Annotated in this window: 21 protein-coding genes; 9 read left to right on the top strand and 12 right to left on the bottom strand. The window is 66.1% G+C overall.

Features of this window, described 5'->3' with window-relative positions:
• Positions 1–1,550 (bottom strand): aminomethyl-transferring glycine dehydrogenase (locus FHR94_RS18055; protein WP_484494478.1); only part of this gene is annotated, 1,550 nt, incomplete at its 3' end.
• A gap of 91 nt (positions 1,551–1,641) precedes the next feature.
• The gene (gene gcvH / locus FHR94_RS18050; RefSeq protein WP_183327903.1) at positions 1,642–2,034 is read right to left on the bottom strand and encodes a glycine cleavage system protein GcvH; all 393 of its coding nucleotides are present in this window, start codon (positions 2,032–2,034) and stop codon (positions 1,642–1,644) included.
• Between the two features lie 360 nt (positions 2,035–2,394).
• Here gcvH and gcvT point away from each other — a divergent pair, with 360 nt between their 5' ends.
• Complete coding sequence (gene gcvT, locus FHR94_RS18045; protein ID WP_183327901.1) at positions 2,395–3,510, top strand: glycine cleavage system aminomethyltransferase GcvT; 1,116 nt, start codon at positions 2,395–2,397, stop codon at positions 3,508–3,510.
• 77 nt (positions 3,511–3,587) lie between these two features.
• Here gcvT and FHR94_RS18040 read toward each other — a convergent pair whose 3' ends face one another.
• Genes FHR94_RS18040 through FHR94_RS18030 form a run of 3 tightly spaced genes read right to left on the bottom strand, consistent with a single transcriptional unit; the run spans position 3,588 to position 6,585 of the window.
• Positions 3,588–4,901 (bottom strand): amidohydrolase, encoded by a 1,314-nt coding sequence (locus FHR94_RS18040; RefSeq protein ID WP_183327900.1) that lies wholly within the window; start codon positions 4,899–4,901, stop codon positions 3,588–3,590.
• A gap of 18 nt (positions 4,902–4,919) precedes the next feature.
• Positions 4,920–6,380 (bottom strand): sodium:solute symporter family protein, encoded by a 1,461-nt coding sequence (locus FHR94_RS18035; RefSeq protein ID WP_183327898.1) that lies wholly within the window; start codon positions 6,378–6,380, stop codon positions 4,920–4,922.
• On the bottom strand, positions 6,373–6,585 hold the full coding sequence (locus tag FHR94_RS18030) for a hypothetical protein (RefSeq protein WP_183327895.1): 213 nt from the start codon (positions 6,583–6,585) through the stop codon (positions 6,373–6,375). The genes FHR94_RS18035 and FHR94_RS18030 overlap by 8 nt, the downstream gene beginning before the upstream one ends.
• Before the next feature lie 157 nt (positions 6,586–6,742).
• Here FHR94_RS18030 and FHR94_RS18025 point away from each other — a divergent pair, with 157 nt between their 5' ends.
• Complete coding sequence (locus FHR94_RS18025; protein ID WP_183327894.1) at positions 6,743–7,663, top strand: LysR substrate-binding domain-containing protein; 921 nt, start codon at positions 6,743–6,745, stop codon at positions 7,661–7,663.
• 74 nt (positions 7,664–7,737) lie between these two features.
• Here the strand turns inward: FHR94_RS18025 and FHR94_RS18020 are convergent, their stop codons facing one another.
• The gene (locus tag FHR94_RS18020) at positions 7,738–8,679 is read right to left on the bottom strand and encodes an aldo/keto reductase (RefSeq protein ID WP_183327892.1); all 942 of its coding nucleotides are present in this window, start codon (positions 8,677–8,679) and stop codon (positions 7,738–7,740) included.
• 274 nt (positions 8,680–8,953) lie between these two features.
• Here FHR94_RS18020 and FHR94_RS18015 point away from each other — a divergent pair, with 274 nt between their 5' ends.
• Positions 8,954–9,748: a M48 family metallopeptidase gene (locus tag FHR94_RS18015; protein ID WP_183327890.1), complete on the top strand. Its 795-nt coding sequence runs from the start codon at positions 8,954–8,956 to the stop codon at positions 9,746–9,748.
• On the opposite strand, the gene FHR94_RS18010 is transcribed toward FHR94_RS18015, so the two are convergent.
• The gene (locus FHR94_RS18010; protein WP_183327888.1) at positions 9,712–10,944 is read right to left on the bottom strand and encodes an MFS transporter; all 1,233 of its coding nucleotides are present in this window, start codon (positions 10,942–10,944) and stop codon (positions 9,712–9,714) included. The genes FHR94_RS18015 and FHR94_RS18010 overlap by 37 nt on opposite strands.
• A 186-nt stretch (positions 10,945–11,130) precedes the next feature.
• Between FHR94_RS18010 and FHR94_RS18005 the strand changes: the two genes are divergently transcribed.
• Complete coding sequence (locus FHR94_RS18005; RefSeq protein ID WP_183327885.1) at positions 11,131–11,520, top strand: nuclear transport factor 2 family protein; 390 nt, start codon at positions 11,131–11,133, stop codon at positions 11,518–11,520.
• Positions 11,521–11,548: 28 nt separating this feature from the next.
• Here FHR94_RS18005 and FHR94_RS18000 read toward each other — a convergent pair whose 3' ends face one another.
• On the bottom strand, positions 11,549–12,451 hold the full coding sequence (locus FHR94_RS18000; RefSeq protein ID WP_183327883.1) for a LysR family transcriptional regulator: 903 nt from the start codon (positions 12,449–12,451) through the stop codon (positions 11,549–11,551).
• A 213-nt stretch (positions 12,452–12,664) separates the two neighbouring features.
• Here FHR94_RS18000 and salA point away from each other — a divergent pair, with 213 nt between their 5' ends.
• On the top strand, positions 12,665–13,975 hold the full coding sequence (gene salA / locus FHR94_RS17995; protein WP_183327881.1) for a salicylate 1-monooxygenase: 1,311 nt from the start codon (positions 12,665–12,667) through the stop codon (positions 13,973–13,975).
• A gap of 28 nt (positions 13,976–14,003) precedes the next feature.
• Here the strand turns inward: salA and FHR94_RS17990 are convergent, their stop codons facing one another.
• Entirely contained in the window at positions 14,004–14,474 is a 471-nt protein-coding gene (locus FHR94_RS17990; protein WP_183327880.1) for a MarR family winged helix-turn-helix transcriptional regulator, read from the bottom strand.
• 275 nt (positions 14,475–14,749) lie between these two features.
• On the opposite strand from FHR94_RS17990, the gene FHR94_RS17985 reads away from it, so the two are divergent.
• The 3 genes from FHR94_RS17985 (at position 14,750) to FHR94_RS17975 (ending at position 19,086) form a co-directional block, all read left to right on the top strand.
• Positions 14,750–16,639, top strand: a complete 1,890-nt coding sequence (locus tag FHR94_RS17985; RefSeq protein WP_183327878.1) for an FAD-dependent monooxygenase — start codon at positions 14,750–14,752, stop codon at positions 16,637–16,639.
• A 54-nt stretch (positions 16,640–16,693) separates the two neighbouring features.
• Entirely contained in the window at positions 16,694–17,722 is a 1,029-nt protein-coding gene (locus FHR94_RS17980) for a TRAP transporter substrate-binding protein (RefSeq protein ID WP_183327876.1), read from the top strand.
• A 206-nt stretch (positions 17,723–17,928) separates the two neighbouring features.
• Positions 17,929–19,086: an RNA-guided endonuclease TnpB family protein gene (locus FHR94_RS17975; protein ID WP_183327874.1), complete on the top strand. Its 1,158-nt coding sequence runs from the start codon at positions 17,929–17,931 to the stop codon at positions 19,084–19,086.
• 120 nt (positions 19,087–19,206) lie between these two features.
• On the opposite strand, the gene FHR94_RS17970 is transcribed toward FHR94_RS17975, so the two are convergent.
• From FHR94_RS17970 to FHR94_RS17960, 3 genes are all read right to left on the bottom strand, one after another.
• Positions 19,207–20,253 carry a TRAP transporter substrate-binding protein gene (locus tag FHR94_RS17970; RefSeq protein ID WP_183327873.1) on the bottom strand — a complete coding sequence of 349 codons (1,047 nt, stop codon included), beginning with the start codon at positions 20,251–20,253 and terminating at the stop codon, positions 19,207–19,209.
• Between the two features lie 87 nt (positions 20,254–20,340).
• Positions 20,341–21,315, bottom strand: coding sequence for a PDR/VanB family oxidoreductase (locus FHR94_RS17965; RefSeq protein ID WP_183327871.1), 975 nt, complete (start codon positions 21,313–21,315; stop codon positions 20,341–20,343).
• Positions 21,312–22,385, bottom strand: a complete 1,074-nt coding sequence (locus FHR94_RS17960) for an aromatic ring-hydroxylating dioxygenase subunit alpha (protein ID WP_183327869.1) — start codon at positions 22,383–22,385, stop codon at positions 21,312–21,314. Before FHR94_RS17960 ends, FHR94_RS17965 begins: the two co-directional genes overlap by 4 nt.
• Before the next feature lie 155 nt (positions 22,386–22,540).
• On the opposite strand from FHR94_RS17960, the gene FHR94_RS17955 reads away from it, so the two are divergent.
• Positions 22,541–23,206: a GntR family transcriptional regulator gene (locus FHR94_RS17955; protein ID WP_183327867.1), complete on the top strand. Its 666-nt coding sequence runs from the start codon at positions 22,541–22,543 to the stop codon at positions 23,204–23,206.
• Positions 23,207–23,211 lie beyond the last annotated feature (5 nt).

Below are 23,211 nucleotides of genomic sequence, written 5' to 3'. Positions count from 1 at the left end.
ATGGTGCACGAGCCCAGCGGGATCATCGCATGGACCAGCGACAGGTCCTTGTTCTCCAGGCGCTTGAGGTAGCGCAGCATCTCGGTCTCGCTGCGATAGCGCCGGAAGGTCGGATGGGTCAGAAAGTCGCTCTCCCGCGCGCAGCCGGCGGGGAGGCCGGTGCGGCCCGCGGCCACCACCCGGTCATCGAGTTCGCGCACGGACAGGCCGTGCTCCTCGTCGAGCAGCACGTCGAACAGCGTATCCAGGTCGTGGGCGGTGGTGGTCTCGTCGAGGCTGAGGCCCACGTCGCCGCCCTCGAAGTAGCGCAGGTTGACGTCGTGGGCCATGGCGCGGCCGTGGATGCGCCCGGCGTCGACCCCAGTCAGGCGCAGGGTGTCGAACCAGCTGTCATTGACCAGCGCCACCCCCTTCTCCTGTAGCCCCTCGGCGAGCAGCGTGGTCAGGCGGTGGATGCGCGAGGCGATGGTGCGTAGCCCCTCGGCCCCATGATAGACGGCATAGAAGCCGGCCAGGTTGGCCAGCAGCGCCTGGGCGGTACAGATGTTGGAGGTGGCCTTCTCGCGACGGATATGCTGCTCGCGGGTCTGCATGGCCATGCGCAGGGCGGTCGCGCCGCGGCTGTCCTGGGAGACGCCGATGATCCGCCCGGGGATCGAGCGCTTGAGCGTGTCGGTGGTGGCGAAGAAGGCGGCATGCGGGCCACCGAAGCCCATCGGCACGCCGAAGCGCTGCGCCGAGCCCACCACGATATCGGCGCCCAGGGCGCCGGGCTCACGGAGCAGCACCAGGCTCATCAGGTCGCTGGCCACGCAGGTCATGATGCCCCGGTCCTGGGCCGCGGTGAGCAGCGGGGCCAGGTCGCGGACCCGGCCATCGTTGCCCGGGTACTGGAGCAGGGCGCCGAAGACGTCATGCTCGGCGAGTGCCTCGGCGGGGCCGGTGACCAGCGTATAGCCGAACCAGGCGGCGCGGGTGCGCAGCACGTCCAGCGTCTGGGGGAAGACATCGTCGGCGACGAAGAAGGCCTCGGTCTTGGCCTTCTTGTTGGCGCGCCGACACAGCGCCATGGCCTCGGCGGCGGCGGTGGCCTCGTCGAGCAGCGAGGCATTGGCCAGCGCCATGCCGGTCAGGTCCATGACCATCTGCTGGAAGTTGAGCAGTCCCTCGAGGCGGCCCTGGGAGATCTCCGGCTGGTAGGGCGTGTAGGCGGTGTACCAGCCCGGGTTCTCCAGCACGTTGCGCTGGATGACCGGGGGCAGATAGGTGTCATAGTAGCCCTGGCCGATATAGCTCCTGGCCACCCGGTTCTGGCGGGCCAGGCGGGCGAGGTAGTCCAGCGCCTCCGCCTCGCCCTTGGGCGGGTCGAGGGCGAGCTCACGGTCCAGGCGAATGGCCGCGGGCACGGTCTGGTCGATCAGGGCCTCCACGCCTTCCAGATCCAGGGTGGCCAGCATGGCGGCCGTGTCGTCGGCATCCGGGCCGTTGTGGCGGCGCAGGAAGGCATCGTGGTTGGCCAGCTCGGCCAGGCGGCGGGGGTCAAAAGCCATGGGGCACCTTGGATCGTGTAACCAGCAGGAGACGGGCGCGGGCCCGGGTAAGGGACGGGTCGCCCCCGGTCGGCCGGGGGCAAGGGGTGGGTCAGTCGTCGGCGTCGGCGATGGCGCGGTAGGCCTCGGCGTCGAGCAGGGTGTCCAGGGCGCCGGCATCGTCGAGGCGCAGCGTCATCAGCCAGCCGTCCTCGTAGGGCGATTCGTTGACGGTCTCCGGGGCGTCCTCGAGGGCCTCGTTGACCGCGGTGACCTCGCCGGCCAGCGGCGCGTAGAGGTCGGACGCCGCCTTCACCGACTCGACCACCCCGAACTCGTCGCCCTTGTCGAGGTGGCTGCCGACCTCGGGCAGCTCGACGAAGACCACGTCGCCCAGCGCCTGCTGGGCATGGTCGGAGATGCCGACGGTCACGGTGCCGTCGCCGTTATCGAGGACCCACTCGTGACTTTCCGCGTAGCGCCGGTTGGCGGGGATTGAACTCATGTGTGTTTCCTATAGGAAATTTATTTTCGACAGGTTGATCCTAGGGTAGCGAGAGCGTGTCGCCAACCATTTAGAAGTAAATTTTCCGACTTAATAAATAAATAAAAAGAATATACAAGGCAAAAGCGTGTAAGATCTTATCTCTTCTCATTGCATATCAAACAGTTATAAGGGTTTCAGCGGGCATGCAGGTGCTGCTCGCTGTGACGGGGCAGTCGATAGGCTATGTTTCAGGAAGACGGCTATTGTTTCTTTTAAGAAACTTCGTCTAGTCTGGGCGCACAGCGAGCGCTATCCGCCCGCCAGTGGCATGGCGGTGTCGGCGCACTTCCCTTTTCTTCGTCAACCCGAGGCGACCCCATGAGCGACCCGAAGCGAACCCCCCTGTATGACCTGCATGTCGAGCTGGGGGCCAAGATGGTGCCCTTTGCCGGCTACGAGATGCCCGTCCAGTACCCTCTGGGCGTCAAGAAGGAGCATGAGCACACGCGCGCCGCCAGCGGCCTGTTCGATGTCTCCCATATGGGGCAGCTGCTGCTGCATGGGCCGAATCCCGCCGAGGCGCTGGAGACCCTGGTGCCCGCCGATCTCGTCGGTCTGCCGGTGGGCATGCAGCGCTATGCGTTGTTCACCAGCGACGAGGGGGGCATCCTCGACGATCTGATGGTGGTCAATAACGGGGATCACCTCTATCTGGTGGTCAATGCCGCCTGCAAGGTGCAGGACATCGCCCATCTGCGCCAGCACCTGCCCGAGGGCTACACGGTGGAGGAGCTGGACCGTGGCCTGTTGGCCCTGCAGGGCCCGGCCACCGCCGAGGTCATGGCGCGTCTCTGCCCCGAAGCCGGCGAGCTGGTCTTCATGCAGCATGGTCATTTCGAGATCGACGGCATTCCGGTGTGGATCAGCCGCAGCGGCTACACCGGCGAGGACGGTTTCGAGATCTCGGTGCCGGCCGAGCAGAGCGAGGCCCTGGCGCGCCGCCTGCTGGCCGAGTCGGAAGTAGAAGCTATCGGCCTGGGGGCCCGGGACTCTCTGCGCCTGGAGGCCGGGCTGTGCCTCTACGGCCATGACCTCGACACCGATACCACGCCGATCGAAGGCGGGCTGATCTGGGCCATCGGCAAGCCGCGCCGTAACGGTGGAGAGCGTCCGGGCGGCTTCCCCGGCGCCGACAAGATTCTCCATCAGGTCGAGGCCAAGGACCACAGCCGCAAGCGGGTCGGCCTGCTCGGCGAGGGCCGGGCGCCGGTGCGCGAAGGCACCGAGCTGTTCGACGCCGAGGGCAACGCCATCGGCCAGGTGACCTCCGGCGGCTTCGGCCCCACGGTGGGCAAGCCGGTGGCCATGGGGTATGTGCCCATTGCCTTGGCCGAGCCCGGCACCACCGTCTATGCCGAGGTGCGCGGCAAGCGCCTGCCCATGGTGGTGAGCAAGACACCCTTCGTCACCCCGGGCTACTACCGCGGCAAGTAGGCACCCATGAACGGGGCCGGCATCCCGTGGGTGCCGTCCCCTCTCCCGTGCTGGGGGATGTCGGTGTCCGGTAGAGACTAGCCCAGGTAGGCGAGTGCCCCGGCGGCCATGGCCTCGATGCCGGTACGCAGCGTTACCGCGTTGCCCGGGAAGTAGTACGGCGAGTGGGGCATCTCCAGGTGACGCATCTTCTCCGCGACGCCCTGGCCCGGGGTGGCCTGCCAGCGCTCCGCGGGGGTGGCGCCGATGAACCAGTAGACATAGGGGATGTCCTCGCCACCGAAGCCGCCGTCCTCGGCGCTGCCGAAGAACGGGAAGTCCTCGCTGCCGTTGAGACGCGGCATGGCGTAGAGGTTGGCCTCGCCGAAGTGCGCGCCGTGGGCCTGGCGCACCCGCTCGACCGTCGCCGGGTCATTGTGCAGGGCGAGGGTCTCGTTGAGCACGCGGAACTCCGGGGGGTGGGGCGAGCGCCCGGCCTCGCACTCGGCGCGAATGATGCGCTCGATGGCCTCCACCACTTGGCGGTGCAGGGCGTTGTCGAAGCTGCGGATATTGATCTCGAGCTCGGCGGAATGGGGAATGATGTTGGCCTGGGTGCCGGCATGCAGCTTGCCGACGGTGACCACCACGGTCTCCTCCGGCGGCACCTCGCGGGAGACGATGGTCTGCAGGCGGGTGACCACATGGGCGGCGATGACCACCGGGTCCACCGTCTGGGCCGGCATGGAGCCGTGACCGCCGGCCCCGTGGATCGTCACCGCCAGGTTAGTGCAGGCGGCCATGGCACTGCCGGCGCGGTGCCCGATGGTGCCGGCCAGGGCCGGCATGTTGTGTTGGCCAAGGATGACATCCGGTCGGGCGAAGCGTTCGTAGAGGCCATCGTCCAGCATGGCCTTGGCGCCGCCAAAGATCTCCTCGGCGGGCTGACAGATCAGCATCAGGGTGCCGGACCAGCGTTCTTTCAGCCCTGCCATCACGGCGGCGGCCCCCACCACACAGCTGCTGTGCAGGTCATGGCCGCAGGCGTGCATCAGCGGCACCTGCCCGCTCTCGGTCTGTGCCGTGCGCGTGCTGGCGAAGTCCAGGCCGGTGTCCTCCTTGATCGGCAGGGCATCCATGTCGCCACGCAGCATCACCGTGGGGCCCTCGCCGTTACGCAGCAGGGCCACCACGCCGGTGCCGCCCACGCCGCGGATCACCTCATAGCCCAGGGTCTCTAAGGCCGTGGCGAGTCGCTGGCTGGTCTCGTGCTCCTCGAAGGGCAGCTCGGGATGCTGGTGAATCTGGCGGTACAGCGCCTGAACCTCCTCGAGGGTCGCCTCCACCTGGGCGCCGATGGCGTCCTTGAGATCGATGCTCTTGAGGTCGGACGTGTCGGTTTGCGTCGTCATCTGGGTCTCTCCCGAGGCTTAGTGGCTGTTACGGATCCGGGGCTGGCTGTCTTGCGTGGCGCTGACCAGGCGCTGCCAGACGGCGACCGCCACCACGTTGAGCAGCATGGCCCAGACGCCGGCGTGCCAGCCCAGCGGCGAGCTCCACACGAACTCCATCAGCAGGAAGGCCAGGCTGCCGATCAGCGCACCCGCCATCACACTGGCGCGGCGCAGCTGCGGCAGGAACAGCGCGCCGATCACCATCGGGAACAGCTGGATGATCACCCCGTAGGCGGTGAGCAGGATCATGACCAGCGAGCCGGGGTTGAGCAGCGCGATCAGGTAGGCCGCCAGCGACAGTCCCAGTACGCTCCAGCGCGTCACGCTGACCGTGGTCTTCTCGCTGGCGTCCTTCATCACGGTGGGGCCCATCACGTCGCGCACCAGCACGATGGCGGCGGTATGGGCGAGGTTGGCCCCGGTGGACATGGCCGCCGCCAGGGCGCCGGAGAGCATCAGGCCGATCACCCAGGGCGAGAAGTTGGCCACGTCCATCACCATCTTCAGCAGCACCGTGTCGGCACGCTCCAGCGGCGTATCGGCGAAGGCCAGGATGCCGGCGAAGCCGATGAACAGCAGCGGCACCAGCAGGTAGGCGTAGAGGGGGTAGAAGACGCTGACCTTGCGCAGGGTCTTGCCGCTATCCGCCGAGTAGAACTTCATGAATAGATGCGGCCACATGGCGCCGCCGAAGGCGCTGACCAGCACCGCGGTGCTGAAGTAGCCCCAGTTCATGCCGGTAGCCCCGGGCATGGTCAGGTACTCCGGCGCCGCCTGCTGGAGCTGGGTGAACATCTCCCCCACGCCGCCATAGAGGCGCTCGGAGATGGCCAGCCCCAGGAACCAGGCGATGACGATCATCATCAGGCCCTGCACCAGGTTGGTCCAGCCGATGCCGCTCAGGCCGCTGCAGAATACGTAGGCGGCCACCACCACGAAGGCCAGCAGGCCACCCAGCCAGAAGGGCACCATGCCGTCGGTCGCGGCCTGGAACAGCAGGCCGGCGCCGGCGATCTGGATGGTCAGGTAGGGCACCAGGGCGACCACGCCGATGAGGCCGGCCAGCATGCCCAGCGGCTTGCTGCGGTAATGATCGGCGATCATGTCGCCCTGGGTCAGGTAGCCACGCTCGCGACCCAGCTTCGCCACTCGCGGGCCTAACGCCCAGATGGTGATCGGTACCAGCGACAGGTAGGCGAGGATATAGAAGGCCGGCGCCCCGTGCTGGTAGGCCCAGCCGGGGGTGCCGAGGAAGGCGAAGGCGGAGAAGATCTCGGCCCCGAGGATAAAGAACAGGATCACCACGCCCACGTGGCGGCCGCCAGCCACGTAACCTTCCAGGCTGGAGCTCGACTGGCCGCGGGCGCGCAGGCCTACTACCAGCACCATCGTCAGGTAGACGAGCGTAATGCCAACGATAATCACGGAATCACTCATGGCGGCCACCTCCGTGACGGACGACGAAGGCGACCCACATGCCGGCGAAGAGCACCAGCATCCACAGGGCGTACCAGAAGAACAGGAAGGGCAGGCCCAGCACGGTGGGTTCGATACGGTTGGCGATCAGGGCGCCGGGCCAGATCATGGCCAGGGTGCACACTGCAAAGTGTAACGCCGTCAGCAGGTGATAGGTCTTGTTCATGGGGATCGTCCAGCTCGCCGAGGCGAGACTTGTTATGGGTTGTCCCGACACTATGAAATGCCTTTTTCGATAGAAAAAATATAGGTTTGGCATTGCTGACATGCCGTGATGATATGGCTAAGGTAGATACCTACCCCTGAATGAGACGAGAGGGCCCGTGGAATTCCGCCAGCTCAGCTATTTCATTGCCGTTGCGGAGACCGGTTCCATCTCCGCGGCCAGCCGCCGGGTTCACGTCGCCCAGCCGGCGCTGACCCGGCAGATTCGACTATTGGAGGAGAACCTGGGCACCCGACTGCTGGAGCGTCATGCCCGCGGGGTCAGCCTGACGGTGGCCGGCAAGGCGCTCTACGATGAGGCCGTCCAGCTGCTCGACAGGCGCACCCAGATCAGGACGCGACTCTCGGCGCTAGGCCAGGGGCTGATCGGCAAGGTCAGCCTGGGGGTGACGGTGACCCACCTTTGGGTGCCGGAAGTGGCGGCGCTGCTCAGGCACTATCGCGATCGCTATGCCAGGGTCGCCTTCGAGGTCTTCCCGCTGCTTTCGGGCCCCCAGCTGGAGCGGCTGCGGGAGGGCAGCCTGGAGGCCGGTATCCTCTACCTGGACAGTGCCGAACAGCCCGGCCTCGAGACCCGCCTGCTGCAGCACGACCACCTGATGCTGGCCGTGCCTGACGCCTCGCCGTGGGCGACAGAGCCACCGAACCGCCTGAGCGAGCTGAGCGATGCCGACTTCGTGTGGGGCTTTCGCAGCGTCTCACCGGTCTACTACGACCGGGTGATGGCGCATTTCGCGCGGCTGAACTTCGCGCCGCGGGTAGTGCAATACGGCGCCGACAATATCACCATCCTGAGCATGGTGGCGGCAGGACTGGGGATCGCCATCGTCCCCTCGGCCAGCAGCGCTTATCCCATGCCCGGCATCCACTTCGTGGACCTGCCGGAGCTTGAGGCCTGCGACATGCCGCTATGGATGGCCTGGCGGTCGATCAACGACTCGCCGGCGCTGCACAACCTGATTGGCCTGATCGACGAGGTGTTCGGGGACGGCACGGAGTCAGGTGTCGCCAGGGGGTGACGACGGCGGGACCATGGAAGCCCCCTTCCCGGGGCCGCAGGGGCCTTCCACACGTGCCGTAAGAGTATCCGCCACTACCGACCGGCGGCGTCCAGCCGAGCAAGGGCCCCGTCAGGCAGCGTCAGGTTCACCGAATCCAGCACCTCATCGAGCTGAGGCGTGCTGGTAGCGCTGGCGATGGGGGCGGTGACCGCGGGGCGGCTTAGCAGCCAGGCTAGGGCCACCTGGGCGGATTTGGCACCAAGCTCGTTGGAGACCGCCAGCAGCTCGCTCAGAATTGCCTGCCCCCGCTCGTCGAAGTAGCCCTTGAGAAAGTCGGCGCGGGCGTTGCCTTCCAGGTCCTCGAGCCTTGAATACTTGCCGGTCAGAAAGCCGCTGGCCAGGGAAAAATAGCTCACCACCCCGAGCGCATGCTCCTGGGCGACGCTGGCCAGCTCGGCCTCGAAGTCGTCACGGTCATAGAGGTTATAGAGCGGCTGGATCAGCTCGTAGCGGGGCAGCCCCTGTTCCTGGGAGACCGACAGGGCTTTACGCAGCCGCTCGGCGGAGTAGTTGGAGGCGCCGATGGCGCGCACCTTGCCGGCCTCGATGAGTCGGGCGAAGGCCCCGAGGGTTTCCTCCAGTGGCACGTCCTGGTCGTCGATATGCGCGAAGTAGACGTCCAGGTAGTCGGTGCGCAGGCGTTTCAGGGAATCCTCGACGGCGGCCTCGATGTTGGCCGCCGAGAGGCCCTTGTGCGGTTCCCACATGCCGACCTTGCTCATCAGCACGATGTCGTCGCGCCGTCCGCGTCGGGCCAGCCATTGACCCAGTACCGTTTCCGATTCACCGCCGCCGAGCTCCGGCGCCCAGGCCGCATAGACATCGGCGGTGTCGATGGCATTGAAGCCGCGCTCGATAAAGCGATCGAGCAGGGCGAAGGAACGCTGTTCATCGGTGGTCCAGCCAAAAACGTTGCCGCCGAAGACCAGCGGTGCGATCTCGATATCGGAGCGGCCCAGCTTGCGTTTTTGCATGGTCTCTTTCTCTCCTGTATCACGAAAGGTAGTGCCAGCATTGACGACGATTTGTCTCGAAGCTAGCAGATCGGCAGAGCGCTTGCCTTGAGTGGCGAGGACGGCCTGCTGTTCGGTGTCAGCTACCCGATCAGGCAATGCTCTCGACGATGCCGCCTTCCACGCGCAGTGCCGCGCCGGTCGTCGTGCCGGTCCATCCCTGCCCGGCCGTTTTCTCGATCGGCCGGGCAGGCTAAGCTGACGGGCTCGACCCATCGGTGAGAGAGACGACACGATGCGCCTGCGGTGCCTGCACTACCTGTTGCCCCTGGTACTGCTGGCCGGCTGCGAGGAGACGCCGACCGGGCGCTCCCAGCTGGCCCTGGTGCCGGAAGCCCTGATGGCCCGGATGAGCGAGGATGCCTTCGACCAGATGCGCCAGCGCCAGCCGGTGTCACGCGATGCGACGATCAATCGCCGGGTGCAGTGCGTGGCCCGGGAGGTGGTGGCCGCCGCCGAGGCGCGCTATCCGGATGCCGACCTGCCCGAGGCCTGGGAGGTGGTGGTCTTCGAGGACCCTTCCCCCAACGCCTTCGCCCTGCCGGGCGGTCGCATCGGCGTACATACCGGCCTGTTGCGGGTGGCCGAGACCCCGGCCCAGCTGGCGGCGGTGATCGGCCACGAGGTAGGCCATGTGCTGGCCGACCATGGTAACGAACGGCTGACCCAGCAGCTCGGTATCAAGGCCGTGCTGCTGGTGGTGGGACTGTTCAGCGAGGGAGAGCTGGCGCAGGAGTCGCTGATGCAGGCGCTGGGCCTCGGCGCCCAGCTGGGTATCACCCTGCCGTTCAGCCGCACCCATGAGGAGGAGGCCGACCTGATGGGCCTGGCGATCATGGCCCAGGCGGGGTTCGATCCGCGCCAGAGCGTGGCCCTGTGGCGCAACATGGCACAAGCCGGCGGCGGCCAGCCCCCGGAGTTTCTCTCCACCCACCCGGCCCACGGCTCGCGCATCGAAGCGCTTCAACAGGCCATGGAAGGCGCCATGGCCACCTACCGCACGGCCACCCCGGCCGACTGCGCCGGATAGGCGTGGTGAACCCGTCCGAGCCGGTAGGCCAGCAGGATACCCAGCAGCGAGGCCGTGCCGGTCATGGCCCAGGTCCACTGCCAACCGCCGACCTGGGCGGCGAGCCACGCCACCAGAGGCGGCCCGGCAAACTGGCCGAAGGCCGACCACTGCTGCATCCAGCCGATGGTGGTCGAGACGGTGTGCTCGCTGGGAGCCAGCCGGACCGCCAGGGTGAACAGGGCGCCAGGAATGACACCGCCGACGGCGGAGAACATCAGGATGGCGGCGAAACGCAGCAGCGGCGCCCCGGCCGTCAGCTCGCCGAATGCCAGGAAGGTGCCCAGGGCCGAGAAGGCGAAGCCGAAGCGCAATAGTGACACAGGCGCGATGCCGCGGTGCATCAGCTGACCGGAGCCCAGGTTGCCGATGATGTTGGTGGCGGCCACCAGCGCGGTCAGCGAGCCGGCCAGCAATTCGCTGACACCGGCCTGCTGGTAGATGGTGGGCAGAAAGCCGATCACCGCCAGCCACTGGCTCGAGTACATGGCGAAGCAGAGCGCGACCAGCCAGGGGCCCGGCGCGCCCAGCGTCATGGCCAGGCGCCGGCGCCAGCCTTCGCCGGTTTCGCCCGCCAGAGTCTGGGCCCCGTGGCGATGCCGGTCGGCTGGCACTCGACAGCGCAGCGCGACCAGCATGACCGCCGTCCACCCGGCGAGCGTCCACCACCAGCCCTGCCAGCCCAGCCAGGCGATCACCCAGGGGCCGGTCAGCAGGGCGCTGCCGACGCCGAGCCCCATGAAGCAGCTCCACAGGGCCATGGCGCGGTGCAGGCGCTCGGTGGGTACCAGTTGGCGAAGCAGGGCGGGGGCCGACAGCACCACCAGCAGAAAGCCCAGGCCTTCCAGGGCCCGGCAGGTCAGTAGGAAGGTGGGCGTCTCAGCCAGGCCTCCCAGCAGACTGGCCGTCGCCAGCAGGCCAAGGCCGAGGGTCATGCTGCGGCGCAGGCCCAGCGAGTCCGTCGAAAGGCCCACCAGCAGCCCCAGGGACATGCCGGCGAGTTGGACCAGCGAGACCAGAAAGCCGGCCTGGAGCAGGCTGATATCGAGGGTGTCCTTGAGGATCGTCAGGGCCGGGGGCAGCTTGCCCACGTGCAGGGCGGCGGTGATACCCGACAGCACGATCACAAGGCCGGCAGGCACAGCGGGAGGCGTCATGGACAGGCTCCAGGGAAAAGGGTCCGGGGAAAAATTGTGTGGTTATGTTTAGGAGCCTAAAGAAGTGGTCCATGCCTGGCCATCCCTGCTTTGGTCGCGCGTGCCGATGAGCCTGGCGGAGATGGTGGCCGATGTGTTCGTATAAACGCCTTGGACAACAACGGGAGAAGTGTCTTGGATCGTACAGTGTCTGTTGGTGAAGCCCCCGATTACGATGAGATCGTTCGCGTCGTGCAGCTCTATGTGGAGGGCTTTCAGGGAAGGAGCGACAAGCTCAGGGAGGCGTTCCATGAGGATGCCTGGATTTTTGCCATCGATGCGGAAGGCGCGCTGGGCAAGGGGCTGGTCAGCGAGCGCTTCGAGCGCTGGGCGACCAGCCACCGGCCGATCAAGGGGCGCGTCATTTCGGTGACCCAGGCGGGAGAGGTGGCCAGTGTTCTGCTGGGGTTCGATAACACCGAGGACCTGGCGGATTCCTGGGTGGACGTGATCGCCCTGATGAAGATCGATGGGGCCTGGAAGATCACCAACAAAACCGCGGCTCACAGCAGCCGAGCGGCATGGGCCAAGCCCTAGGTGGCAAGATCGAGGGTTTGCTGCGCGCTTACTCGGCAAACATCGCGAACAGCAGGCCGCGCAGCCAGCGGTTGCCGGCATCCTGGTGGAAACGCCGGTGCCAGAAGACCTTGATGGGGATCTCGGGAAAGGGCAGGGGGTGCTCATGCATCGTCAAGCCGAAACGTTCGCAGGTCGCCTCGGCCAGCTTGTCGGTGACCGTGACCACCAGGTCGCTGTGGCTGACGATATAGGGCACAGCCGCGAAATGCGGCAGCTCGAGGCGTACCGGCCGGTGAATCCCGGCCTTGGCCAGCGATTCCTCCACAATGCCGTGGCCGGTGCCACGGGCCACCACCACGGCGTGGCGAGCGGCGATGAAGGCTTCCAGGTCGAAGTCGCTTGTCGCCAGGGGGTTCGCCTGGCGCATCAGGCACACATAGCGCTGCACGAAGAGGCGCTGCTGGTAGAAACCGGCGCCCAGCTGGGGGATCAGGCCGATGGCCAGGTCGATCCGTCCCTCCTCCATCTCGCGTTTCAGGTCCTCATTCTGGCTACGCACGGTGCTCAGGGCGATGCCCGGTGCCTCTTCCAATCGCTGCAGCAGGCGTGGCAGGAAGACGATCTCGCCGATGTCGGTCATGGCGAGATGGAAGGTGCGCTCGCTGACCGCCGGGTCGAAGTCCTCGGGGCGGTTGAGGGCCTCCTGGAGCCCGGCCAGGGAGGTGGCCACCGGCGGATGCAGGCGGGTGGCCAGGGGAGTAGGCATCAGGCCCTGGGAGGTGCGCTCGAAGAGCTCGTCGCCGAGCAGTCGGCGCAGGCGCTTCAGGGCGTGGCTGACCGCCGGCTGGGTGAGGCCGAGGCGCAAGGCCACCCGCTGGGTGTTGCGCTCCTGGTAGAGCAGGTCGAAGACCACCAGCAGGTTCATGTCGATCTCGGAGAGCTGGATCATGGGCGGCTCCCGGTGCCCGATAGCCTCTTCGACGGCCCGCCGATGGCATAAGACAAAGGTCGATGCCGGGCGACGGAGTGGCTTTCAACTGGTTGATTCATCAGTTTATTCGTGTCGCTTATGCCATGAATGAAAGGCGCTGAGTGGCCCGCGGCCGGCCCGGGGAATAGCGTGAGGGGGAAATCTCACGACACCCCCTGACTGGAGACCCACATGGTATCCGACAACCACGACAAGCGTCTTTCCATCGGCATCATCGGCGGCGGCATCGGCGGCGTTGCCTTCGCCGTGGCCCTGTCACGCGACAGTGGCCTCGATGTCCACCTCTTCGAGGCGGCCACGCAGTTCTCCGAGATCGGCGCCGGCGTCTCCTTCGGCCCCAATGCGGTACGGGCCATCCGGCGGCTCGGCCTGGAGGCGCCCTACCGGCGCATCGCCGATTCTTCTCCGCCACCCTTCGAGGATGTCTGGTTCGAATGGCGGCGCGGCCGCGATGATGCCTACCTGACCGCCACTCTGGCGCCGGGCTGCGGTCAGTCCTCGGTGCACCGGGCCGACTTCCTGGAGGCCATCGTCGAGAACCTGCCCGAGGGGATTGCCCAGTTCGGCAAGCGTTGTATCGAGGTCCAGCAGGATAGCGAAAGCGCCACCGCGCGTTTCGCGGACGGCACGACCTTCACCGGCGATATCCTGATCGGCTTCGATGGCATCAAGTCGACGGTGCGCGATCATGTGTTGCCTCCCGAGCAGTACGCTGACCTCGGCCCCTTCTGGAGCGGCACCTATGCCTATCGCGGCATGATTCCCACCCAGCAGCTAGAGGCGACCCTGGCGGCCAAGGGTGCCGACAAGCGCCTGGCACGGGTGCCGCAGATGTATCTCGGCCCCGACCGTCACATCCTGACCTTCCCGGTGAAGCAGTCGCAGCTGATCAACGTGGTGGCCTTCATCACCGACCGCTCCACCCCGTCTCCCCAACTGCCGGAGGGCGAGGAGTGGGTCAATGCCGTGACCCAGGAAGAGCTGCTGGAGGTCTTCGAGGGTTGGGGTGCGGCGTCCCAGGCGATTCTCGAGTGCATCCCCGAGCCGACGCGCTGGGCCTTGCACGAGCTTCCCGAACTGCCTCATTACCATCGCGACCGGGTGCTGATCGTGGGCGATGCAGCCCATGCCATGGTGCCTCACCAAGGCGCAGGCGCCGGCCAGGCGCTGGAGGATGCCGATGTGCTGGCCAGCCTGCTGACCGAGGAGGCCTGCGACCGGCATAACGCCGAGGCGGTGCTGGCGGCCTTCGAGGCGGTCCGCCACGCGCGTACCTGCAAGGTGCAGCGCACATCGCATGAAGCGGGTGATGTGTACGAGTACGCCGGGGCCGGCATCGGCGATGATGAAGCCCGGCTGATCGAGAACCTGGAAACTCGCTACGACTGGCTGTGGCACCACGACCCGCAGGATGATGTGGTCGAGGCGCGTCGTCGGCTGGGCTGGAAGCAGGATGCCGACTCACGGGGGCCGAAAGCCTGACGGGCCTGAGGGCGTCCCGTGTGGGGCGTCATCCGGCCTGGCGCACCGGCACGCGGCTCAGGTGGTTGTTCTCGTCGGCGATGCGTGTCAGCAGCCGGCACAGGGTCTCCCGCTCGTCCTCACTCAAGGGGGCGAGAATCTCCTCCTGCACTTCGGCCACCTGTGGCTCGGCGTCGTGGCGAAGCCGTTCGCCCGCCTGGGTCAGGGTGACCAGCATGGAGCGGCGATCTTCCGGGTTGCGGCGCCGGGTCACCAGGCCGCGTTCCTCCAGCTTGCGCACCACCACGGCCACGGTATTGCGATCCAGTGCCGTATGGCCGCCCAGGGTGATCTGGTCGATCGGCCCCTTCTCCTCGAGGGCGCAGAGCAGAATGTACTGCAGCTGGGTCAGATTGTAGGCCTCGCACTTGCGCAGGAAGATCGCGACGCTGATCTGGTGGCAGCGCCGCAGCAGGTTGCCGGGCAGGGCGCTGGCCTGGGAGAGGGGGGCTTGGCTCATGGTTTCGATCGTCTCGTATAGGATGAACGACACAAGCCATGACCCTACCTGGGCCACGGCTCCGATGTGGGACTCCGCGCCGGACCACCTGCAGGTCCAGACGCCGGTGAGGATGACTTTCGCCGAGGCTTGGATAAAAGTCTAATTGCTCGTCGCCAAAATAATCACAATACTGATTAATATAGCCGTGGCAGATTGCCACGGGGCTCCGACCCTTACCCCTGATTGTCCATCAATAACGAATACCCGTAGCGCACGGGATGGAGAGCGAGCAGATGCAGTACTTCCTCGACGGTTACCGCAGTGGGGACCCGCGGATTCAGCCCGCGGCCGAGGGGCGCAGCGCCGACCAGGGTCCGCTGCCGGAGGAGGTGGACGTACTGATCGTCGGTACCGGCCCGGCCGGGCTGCTGCTGGCCGCCCAGTTATCGACCTTCCCGGATATCGTCACCCGTGTGGTGGAGAAGGCCGATGGGCCCCTCGAAGTGGGACGCGCCGACGGTGTCGCCTGCCGTACGGTCGAGATGTTCGAGGCCTTCGGCCTGGCCGAGCGGATGACCACCGAGGCCTACTGGATCAACGAGACCCACTTCTGGGGGCCGGACCCCGAGGACAAGGCCCGCATCGCCCGGCTCGGCCGTGTGCAGGACGTACGCGACGGCCTATCGGAGTTCCCGCACGTGATCGTCAATCAGGCTCGCCTGCTCGATTTCCTGCTGGAGTATATGGTCAATTCCCCGAGCCGCCTGCAGGTCGACTACAGCCACGAGACGCTCAAGGTGGAAGTGCCCGAAGCCGCCGACGAGCGGGTGGCTGTGACCCTCAACACGTCGGACGGTGAGAAGACCGTCCGTGCCAAGTACGTGGTCGGCTGCGACGGCGCGCACAGCGTGGTGCGCCAGTCCATCGGCCGTAAACCGCAAGGCCACGGCGAAGACAAGGCGTGGGGCGTGATGGATGTCCTGGCGGTGACCGACTTCCCGGACATCCGCTTCAAGTGCACGATCCAGTCCGCCGAGGCGGGCAACATCCTGCTGATCCCCCGCGAGGGCGGCTACCTGGTCCGCCTCTACGTCGACATGGGCAACATCGCCCCGGACGCCTGGCTGACCCAGGAGCAGGTGCTGGAGAAGGCTCAGGCGGTACTGGCACCGTACTCCTTCGAGGTGAAGGAGACCGCCTGGTTCTCCGTCTACCGGGTCGGACACCGGGTCACCGACAAGTTCGATGACGTCGACGACGACCAGGTGGAGAGCCGCACGCCCCGGGTCTTCATCGCCGGCGATGCCTGCCACACCCACACCGCCAAGGCCGGCCAGGGCATGAACGTGTCGATGCAGGACACCTTCAACCTGGGCTGGAAGCTGATCTCGGTGCTGCAGGAGCGCAGTCCGGCCAGCCTGCTGCACACCTACAACGCCGAGCGCCACGTCATCGCCGAAAACCTGATCGAGATGGATACCCGCTGGTCGCGGGCGATCGGCGCCGCCCAGGACGCCAACGACCCGCAGGCGGCGATGAAGGGCCTGGCCGAGGTGCAGCGCCAGTTCGTCACCAACAGCGAATTCACCGCGGGCTTCGCCACCCACTACGCCCCGGACCTGCTCACCGGTGACGATACTCACCTGGGCCTGGCCACCGGCTTCCCGCCCGGACGGCGGTTCCACTCGGCCGAGGTGATCCGGCTCGGCGATGCCAAGCAGGTCCACCTCGGGCACGTCCATCGCGCCGATGGCCGCTGGCGGCTCTATGCCTTCGCCGACATGGTCGACCCGCGAAGCCCGGGCTCCCGATTCAACGCGCTGATGGACTTCCTCGCCAGCGAGGCGTCGCCGATCCGCCGCTTCACGCCGAAAGGGGCCGACCCGGACGCGATCTTCGACGTGCACGGCATCATCCAGCAGTCCCACCTCGAGGTCGACTGGGCCGACATGCACGAGCTGCTCAAGCCGCATAAGGGGGCCCTCGGGCTTCAGGACTACCAGAAGGCCCACGCCCCGGTGCTGGGGACCGACCAGGACATCTTCGATCTGCGAGGCATCGACCGCGGGGCCGGCGCGCTGGTGGTGGTGCGCCCGGACCAGTACGTCTCGCTGGTGCTACCGCTCGATGGCTTCGATGAACTCACCGAGTTCTTCTCCCGCTTCATGGTGGAGCCGAGCTGAGACGGCGATATCGCGCCGCCCCCTATCGCTACATCGCTACCCAGGAGTACTTCTATGAACACCAAGGTTACCGCCTGCCTGCTGGCAGCCTCCTTTGCCGGCCTGAGCGCGGCGTCCACTCAGGCCGCCACCACCCTGCGGTTCGCTCACTTCTTCCCGGCGGCCTCGGCGGTCCACGAGGATCTTTACCAAGCCTGGGCGGAGTCCGTGGAGGAGGCGTCCGGGGGGGAATTGCGCGTGCAACTGTTCCCCTCCGGCACCCTGGCCAAGGCCGAGTCCCTCTACGAGGCGGCGGCCAACGGCATCGCCGATGTCGGGTCCACCGTCCAGGGCTATAGCGCCGGGCGTTTTCCGCTGACCCAGGTCGTCGAGCTGCCCGGGGTGGCGCCCACCGCGGAGGCCGGCGCCTGTGTGCTGCAGACCCTCTACGACGAAGGCCACCTGGATGAGGAGTATGCCGATACCCGGCCGCTGTTCATGTTCACCACCGGCCCGGGCTTCCTGCACACCCAGGACACGGTGGTGGAAACCCCTGAGGACCTGCAGGGCCTGCGCATCCGCCGTCCCACCGCCCTGGTCGGCGACATGCTGACCGACATGGGGGCGACCCCGGTGGGCATGCCGGCTCCGGATATCTATACTGCCATGCAGCGCGGGGTGATCGACGGCGTCAGCCTGCCCTGGGAAGGCGTCAACACCTTCCGCCTCAACGAGCTGACCACCCAGCACACCCAGGTGCCGTTCTACTCGCTGGGCCTGATCGTCACCATGAACCAGCGGACCTACGATCGTCTGAGCCCCGAGCAGCAGGCGGTGATCGATGACCACTCGGGCATGGCCTGGGCCGAGAACGCCGGCGAGGTCTTCGGGCGTCTCGATCGCGAGGGCAAGGAGAAGGCCATCGAGGCCGGCCATAACATCATCGAGATCGACGAGCCGCTTTCGCACCCGGACTGGCAGCAGCCGTTGCAGAATGGTATCGAGCAGTACCTGACCGGCCTCGAGGAGCGCGGCCTGCCCGGTCGCGAGGTCTACCAGGCGGCGTTGGCCGCGCGCGATGCCTGCACCGCCGAGCAGGAGTGAACCTGGGTGACAGCTCCCCCCTGAAGGGAGGGAGCGCCTGTTTCATTCGACAGGACGACCGGGATCAGGCAGCGTGAGCTAAACAGTCACGTAATTTTTGATCAGAGTGCGCGTCAGACCCCGTACTTCTAGTGCGGGGAAGGAAAGCGCGAGGCGAGGTAACGCCTCTCTTTGACAGGCTAAATATAGCACGCTAGATTGAGATTATGGCTACCGTTCTTCGCGCTTACCGCTACCGCTTCACCCCAACGCCCGAGCAGGCTGAGCAGCTGGCTCGGACGTTTGGCTGTGTGCGGTACGTCTACAACTATTTCCTGCGCGAGCGCACGGATGCCTGGTATGAGCGCCAAGAGCGGATGGGCTACAACGCCACCGCCAAGGCTCTCACCACCCTCAAGAAGCAGCCGGATACCGACTTTCTTTCCGAGGTGTCCAATGTCTGCCTTCAGCAGTCGCTGCGGCATCTCGATCGGGCCTTTGCCAACTTTTTCAAAGGCCAGGCGCGGTATCCCACCTTCAAGAAGAAGCGCGGCAAGCAGTCAGCCACCTACATGGCCAACGGTTTTCGCTGGCGCGATGGCCGGCTGTGGCTGGCCAAGCAGAAAGACCCGCTCGCCATTCGCTGGAGCCGCCGTTTCTCCGGCGACCCCTCCAGCATTACCGTCAGCCTGGATACCGCGGGGCGCTACCACATCAGCTTCCTGGTCGAGGAGGAGCAGGAAGCGCTGCCGGTGACGCCGCGAATGGTCGGGCTCGACCTGGGGCTGACGCATCGCGTCATCACCAGCGACGGCGACAAAATCCCCAACCCGCGCTTCATCCGGCAGACCGAACGCAAGCTGGCCCGCGCCCAGCGGGCACTGTCGCGCAAGCAGCGCGGCTCCAACAACCGGGCCAAGGCCCGGCAGAAGGTGGCGCGCCTGCACGCCAAGCGGGCCGACCAGCGCCGGGATGCCACTCACCAGCTCACCACGCAGCTCATTCACGAAAACCAAGTCATTGCTGCCGAGAGCTTGCAGGTCAAGAACCTGCTGAGGAACCGTTCACTGGCCAAGGCGATCAGCGACGTGGGCTGGCATCAGCTCACGTGCCAGCTCGCCTACAAGGCCGAGTGGTACGGTCGCGATTTCGTCCAGATCGACAAGGGGTATCCCAGCTCCAAGCGCTGTTTCCACTGCGGCTACATCGCCGACACGATGCCGCTCGACATCCGGCGCTGGGACTGCTCTGCCTGCGGCACTCGGGGCATCGACCGCGACATCAATGCTGCCCGCAACATTCTGCAGGCGGGCAAGGCGATCCTGGCGGGCGCCGACAAGCTCCGCCATCACGAGAAAACTACCGTGGGGCACACGGGAAGTTAAGCCTGTGGAGCCTGTGTAAGACCGGCGGTGCGATCACCAAGGGCAACGGGCAGGGAAGCAGGAACCGGAGAGGTGACAACCCGGGAATCCTCCGCCTTCAGGCGGAGGGGCATGTCAATTTCACTGCTTATCCCCGTTCTCATTGGCTTGTTGGTTTGACGCCTCGCATTCGTCTTTCAGGCGCATTGCCTCATCGTAGATCTCGCGGGCATTGCCGTCGACCTCCTCCAGATAGCGGTCGATGGTCTCCTGCAGCACTGGTCCCCACTGCTCGTCATCCAGCGGGTCCTCGATCACCAGGAACTCGTGGCCTGCCGCCTTGGCCTCCTGGCGGCCCTGGGCGATCAGCTCGTCGTAGACCGCTGCGGCACGCAACGACCACTCCATGCCGCTGTGATCGTCGATGACCTGCTGCAGGTCTTCGGGCAGGCTGTTATAGGTGCGCTGGCTCATGGTGGCGATCAGGGACAGATCGTAGAGGGCCACTTCGGTGTGGTATTCGGCCAGCTCATTGAGGCGGAAGGTCTTCATGCCTTCCCAGTTGAAGCTCAGGCCGTCGACCACCCCGCGCTGCATGGCGGTAAAGACATCCGGCGCGGGCATGCCCACCGCCTGGGCGCCGAGGCGCTCGAGCATGTCGCCGACCAGGGGGGTGGGGCGGCGGATGCGCATCCCTTCCAGGTCCTGGGGCGTCTCGATCAGCTTTTCCTTGGTGTGCAGGTAGCCGGGGCCGGTGGTGAAGAAGAACAGCGGCCGGGTGTCCTCGTATTCGCTACCGATGTAGCTCTGGTCATAGAGCGACTGCAGGATGCAGGAACCCTGGCGGCTGCTGTCGGAGACCCCGGGCAGTTCGACGATCTGGGTCAACGGAAAACGCCCAGCGGTGTAGCCCTGGGCGGTGGCGCCCACGTCGGCGATACCGGTGACCGTGCTGTGATAGGTCTGGTCGGACTTGGCCAGGGTCTGGCTGGGATAGACTTCCACCTCCAGCCGGCCGTCGGAGGCTTCCTCGACGCTCTCGGCCCAGGCCTTGAAGAGTTGCTTGTCGATCAGCGAGCCGCCGGGCCAGACATGGGCGACCCGGATGGTCGTACTGGCCTCGGCCAGGGCGGCGGTGGTGAGGGTCAGGGCAAGGGCACTGCCGATAGCGGTCTTGGTCAAGTTCATTAGGGGTCTCTCGATTGTGATTGTCGTGAGGTGCTGGGCGTCAGGTGTCAGGTGATATTGAGAAGACGTTATAAGTGTCCGGGCACCTCAGAGATCCAGCACCAGGGTCTTGCTCTTGGACCGTGAGCAGCAGGGGGTGAACTGGTCGTTGGCCGCATGCTCGTGGTCTTCCAGGTAGAGATCGCGGTGTTCCGGCTCGCCCTCGAGGACCCGCGTCAGGCAGGTGCCGCACACCCCCTGTTCGCAAGAGACCATGATCTCGATGCCGTTCTCTTCGAGCACCTGATGCACGGTCTTGTCCTTGGGGATCGTGAAGGTGGCGCCGCTGCTGGCGATCTTGACCTCGAAGCTCTCGTCGTCGGCGGTATCGGCCACGGCGCCGGCGAAGTACTCGGTATGCAGCTGGTGGCTGTCCCAGCCCTTGGCCTTGCAGGTCGTCATCACGGCATCGATGAAGCCGGTGGGCCCGCACACATAGACCTGGGTGTCGGGATCGGGGGTGGCGACTAGCGCCTCCAGGTCGAGTTTCTGTGAGGCGTCGCCGTCATCGAAATGGAAGTGCACGCGGTCGGCGAACTCTCCTTGACGAATGCGCTCGAGAAAGGCCGTGCGCGAGGCCGAGCGAGTGCAGTAGTGCATGGCGAAATCGGCGTCGGTATGCGCCAGGCGCTCGGCCATGCACAGAATCGGCGTCACGCCGATGCCGCCAGCCAGCAGCAGGCTACGCTTGGTGTGATGGGCCAGCGGAAAGTGGTTCTTGGGCGCACTGATCTGGATCAGGTCGCCTTCTTGGATCTCGTCGTGCATGGCGATGGAGCCGCCCCGCGAGGTGGGGTCGCGCAGCACGCCGATTAGGTAACGGTCGCGCTCCTCGGGGTGGTTGCACAGCGAGTACTGGCGCACCACGCCTTCCTTGACCTGCACGTCGACATGCGCGCCAGCGCTAAAGGCCGGCAGCGGGCGCCCGTGGGGGTCGGCCAGCTCGAAGGTGACGATATCCTCGGCCTCCTGGCGCTTGCGCTTGACCTCGACGATTAGTGACAGGCTGCTGGGGATGCTCATGAGGTCACCTCCTCGCTGCCAGGGGCTGCCTGGTGCTCCTCGGCCAGGATGCGGTCGATGACCCGACGGGCCTGCACGCCGCCGCCGTCGATGTTGAGCTTGAGCAGCTGACGCTCGGGGTAGAGGAGCAGGTTACGTTGCTGGGCCTCGAGCATCTCCAGGTCCTCGGCGAAGATCTGGCCCTGGCCCTCGCGGATCTGGTCGGTGAGCGCCGGGTCCTCGGGCTTGAAGTTGCGTGCCATGCCCCAGAAGTACCAGATCGAGGTGTCGGTCTCGGGGGTGATGAAGTCGACCACGATGCTCGAGGCCTTGAACTCCGCCGGTGCCTCATAGCCACCTTTGCCGGCCAGGGCCACGCCCACTTCGATCAGCACATGGCTGGGCGGGGTGAAGCGGCAGACCTGCCAGCGGTCCACCGGCTCGTCGTCGGGCAGGTCATTGCCGCGCAGGGCGGTCTGCCAGAAGGGCGGGGCTGGGATGCTTTCCATGTGGCGGGCGGTGATGACCTCATCGCCTTCGCTGGTGGTTTTGGGCGCGGCCTCCTCGATCTCCGGCTGGCCGATGCTCGAGGCATGCACGTAGGTCTCGTGGGTCAGGTCCATGAGGTTGTCGATCATCAGCCGGTAGTCGCAGTTGACGTGGTAGAGGCCACCGCCATAGGCCCAGTCGGGGCTCTCGGCCCAGTGCAGTTCGGGGATCCGCTCGGGGTCAGCCTTGGCGGGATCGCCGGGCCACACCCAGATAAAGCCGTGGCGCTCCTCCACCGGATAGGCGCGGATGCTGGGGAAGCCGCGCACCCGCTGGCCGGGCATGGCGGCGCACTTGCCGTCGCAGCCCATCTCCAGGCCGTGGTAGCCGCACACCAGCTTGCCGTCGCGCACGAAGCCCAGCGACAGCGGGGCGCCGCGGTGAGGGCAGAAGTCCTCAACGGCTGCGGCCTTATCTTCGTCGCCGCGGAAGAAGACCATTGGCTCGTTACAGATGGTGCGCCCCAGCGGCTTGCCGTCGATCTCGTCGGGGGTGCAGGCGACATACCAGGTGTTGCGGGGGAAAGGGGCTTGGGGGGTCATGGGGCTCTCCTCAGCGTGCGTGTCACGGATTGGTTAAGGGAGGGTTGTTTTGGATCCAAAGTAAAGAGCATTGTGGCATTTTAGGTCAAGTTATGCTTTAGTTGGATCCATCGAGGGGTGCTGATGCAGATCCTTGACAAGGGGAGAATAAGCCGATGACGAGTAGCAGGAACGTGGTGAGCCAGCTTCGCAAGCTGATCAGTGATGGCCTCTATCAGCCGGGCGAGCGCATCGGCGAGGTGCAGGTGGCCGAGCAGCTGGGCGTGTCGCGCACACCGGTACGTCTGGCCTTCCGTACCCTGGAGCAGGAAGGCCTGCTGGAGCGAGCCGGCAAGCGTGGCTTTCAGGTGCGTGAGTTTACCGAGACCGATGTGCGCTGCGCCGTGGAGGTGCGTGGCGTGCTGGAGGGGCTGGCGGCACGCCGTCTGGCCGAGCAGGGCATCGCATCGGAACTGGATGCCGAGCTGGCCTTTTGGATCCAGAAAGGCCGGGAGCTGCTGGCCAAGGGCTATCTGGTCGAAGCGGATATCGAGGGCTGGAGCGAGCTCAATCGGCACTTCCACGAGGCCATCGTCAAGGCTGCGGGCAGCCCGGTGATCGGCGATGCCATCGCCCGCAACAACCATCTCCCCTTTGCCGCCGCAGACTCCATCATCATCGACCGCCAGGCCCTGGAGCAGGAGTACCGCAAGCTGCATCAGGCTCAGCTGCAGCACGAGCTGGTGGTTCAGGCGCTGCGCCAGGGCGAGGGCGCGCGCGCCGAGATGCTGATGCGCGAGCATGCCTTCATCGGGCTACGCTATGCAGAGCTGCTGGGCTAGGGAGG

Origin of the sequence: Halomonas cerina, assembly GCF_014192215.1 — a bacterium.
Classification (GTDB): Bacteria; Pseudomonadota; Gammaproteobacteria; order Pseudomonadales; family Halomonadaceae; genus Halomonas; species Halomonas cerina.
Note: the sequence above shows the minus strand (reverse complement) of the source record. Positions and strands in the feature narration are given on the sequence as shown.

Bases quoted from the DNA above. Each gene is read 5' to 3' on its own strand.
- gcvH (WP_183327903.1), bottom strand. From the start codon at position 2,034: ATGAGTTCAATCCCCGCCAACCGGCGCTACGCGGAAAGTCACGAGTGG.
- gcvT (WP_183327901.1), top strand. From the start codon at position 2,395: ATGAGCGACCCGAAGCGAACCCCCCTGTATGACCTGCATGTCGAGCTG.
- FHR94_RS18040 (WP_183327900.1), bottom strand. From the start codon at position 4,901: ATGACGACGCAAACCGACACGTCCGACCTCAAGAGCATCGATCTCAAG.
- FHR94_RS18035 (WP_183327898.1), bottom strand. From the start codon at position 6,380: ATGAGTGATTCCGTGATTATCGTTGGCATTACGCTCGTCTACCTGACG.
- FHR94_RS18030 (WP_183327895.1), bottom strand. From the start codon at position 6,585: ATGAACAAGACCTATCACCTGCTGACGGCGTTACACTTTGCAGTGTGC.
- FHR94_RS18020 (WP_183327892.1), bottom strand. From the start codon at position 8,679: ATGCAAAAACGCAAGCTGGGCCGCTCCGATATCGAGATCGCACCGCTG.
- FHR94_RS18015 (WP_183327890.1), top strand. From the start codon at position 8,954: ATGCGCCTGCGGTGCCTGCACTACCTGTTGCCCCTGGTACTGCTGGCC.
- FHR94_RS18010 (WP_183327888.1), bottom strand. From the start codon at position 10,944: ATGACGCCTCCCGCTGTGCCTGCCGGCCTTGTGATCGTGCTGTCGGGT.
- FHR94_RS18000 (WP_183327883.1), bottom strand. From the start codon at position 12,451: ATGATCCAGCTCTCCGAGATCGACATGAACCTGCTGGTGGTCTTCGAC.
- salA (WP_183327881.1), top strand. From the start codon at position 12,665: ATGGTATCCGACAACCACGACAAGCGTCTTTCCATCGGCATCATCGGC.
- FHR94_RS17990 (WP_183327880.1), bottom strand. From the start codon at position 14,474: ATGAGCCAAGCCCCCCTCTCCCAGGCCAGCGCCCTGCCCGGCAACCTG.
- FHR94_RS17985 (WP_183327878.1), top strand. From the start codon at position 14,750: ATGCAGTACTTCCTCGACGGTTACCGCAGTGGGGACCCGCGGATTCAG.
- FHR94_RS17980 (WP_183327876.1), top strand. From the start codon at position 16,694: ATGAACACCAAGGTTACCGCCTGCCTGCTGGCAGCCTCCTTTGCCGGC.
- FHR94_RS17975 (WP_183327874.1), top strand. From the start codon at position 17,929: ATGGCTACCGTTCTTCGCGCTTACCGCTACCGCTTCACCCCAACGCCC.
- FHR94_RS17970 (WP_183327873.1), bottom strand. From the start codon at position 20,253: ATGAACTTGACCAAGACCGCTATCGGCAGTGCCCTTGCCCTGACCCTC.
- FHR94_RS17965 (WP_183327871.1), bottom strand. From the start codon at position 21,315: ATGAGCATCCCCAGCAGCCTGTCACTAATCGTCGAGGTCAAGCGCAAG.
- FHR94_RS17960 (WP_183327869.1), bottom strand. From the start codon at position 22,385: ATGACCCCCCAAGCCCCTTTCCCCCGCAACACCTGGTATGTCGCCTGC.
- FHR94_RS17955 (WP_183327867.1), top strand. From the start codon at position 22,541: ATGACGAGTAGCAGGAACGTGGTGAGCCAGCTTCGCAAGCTGATCAGT.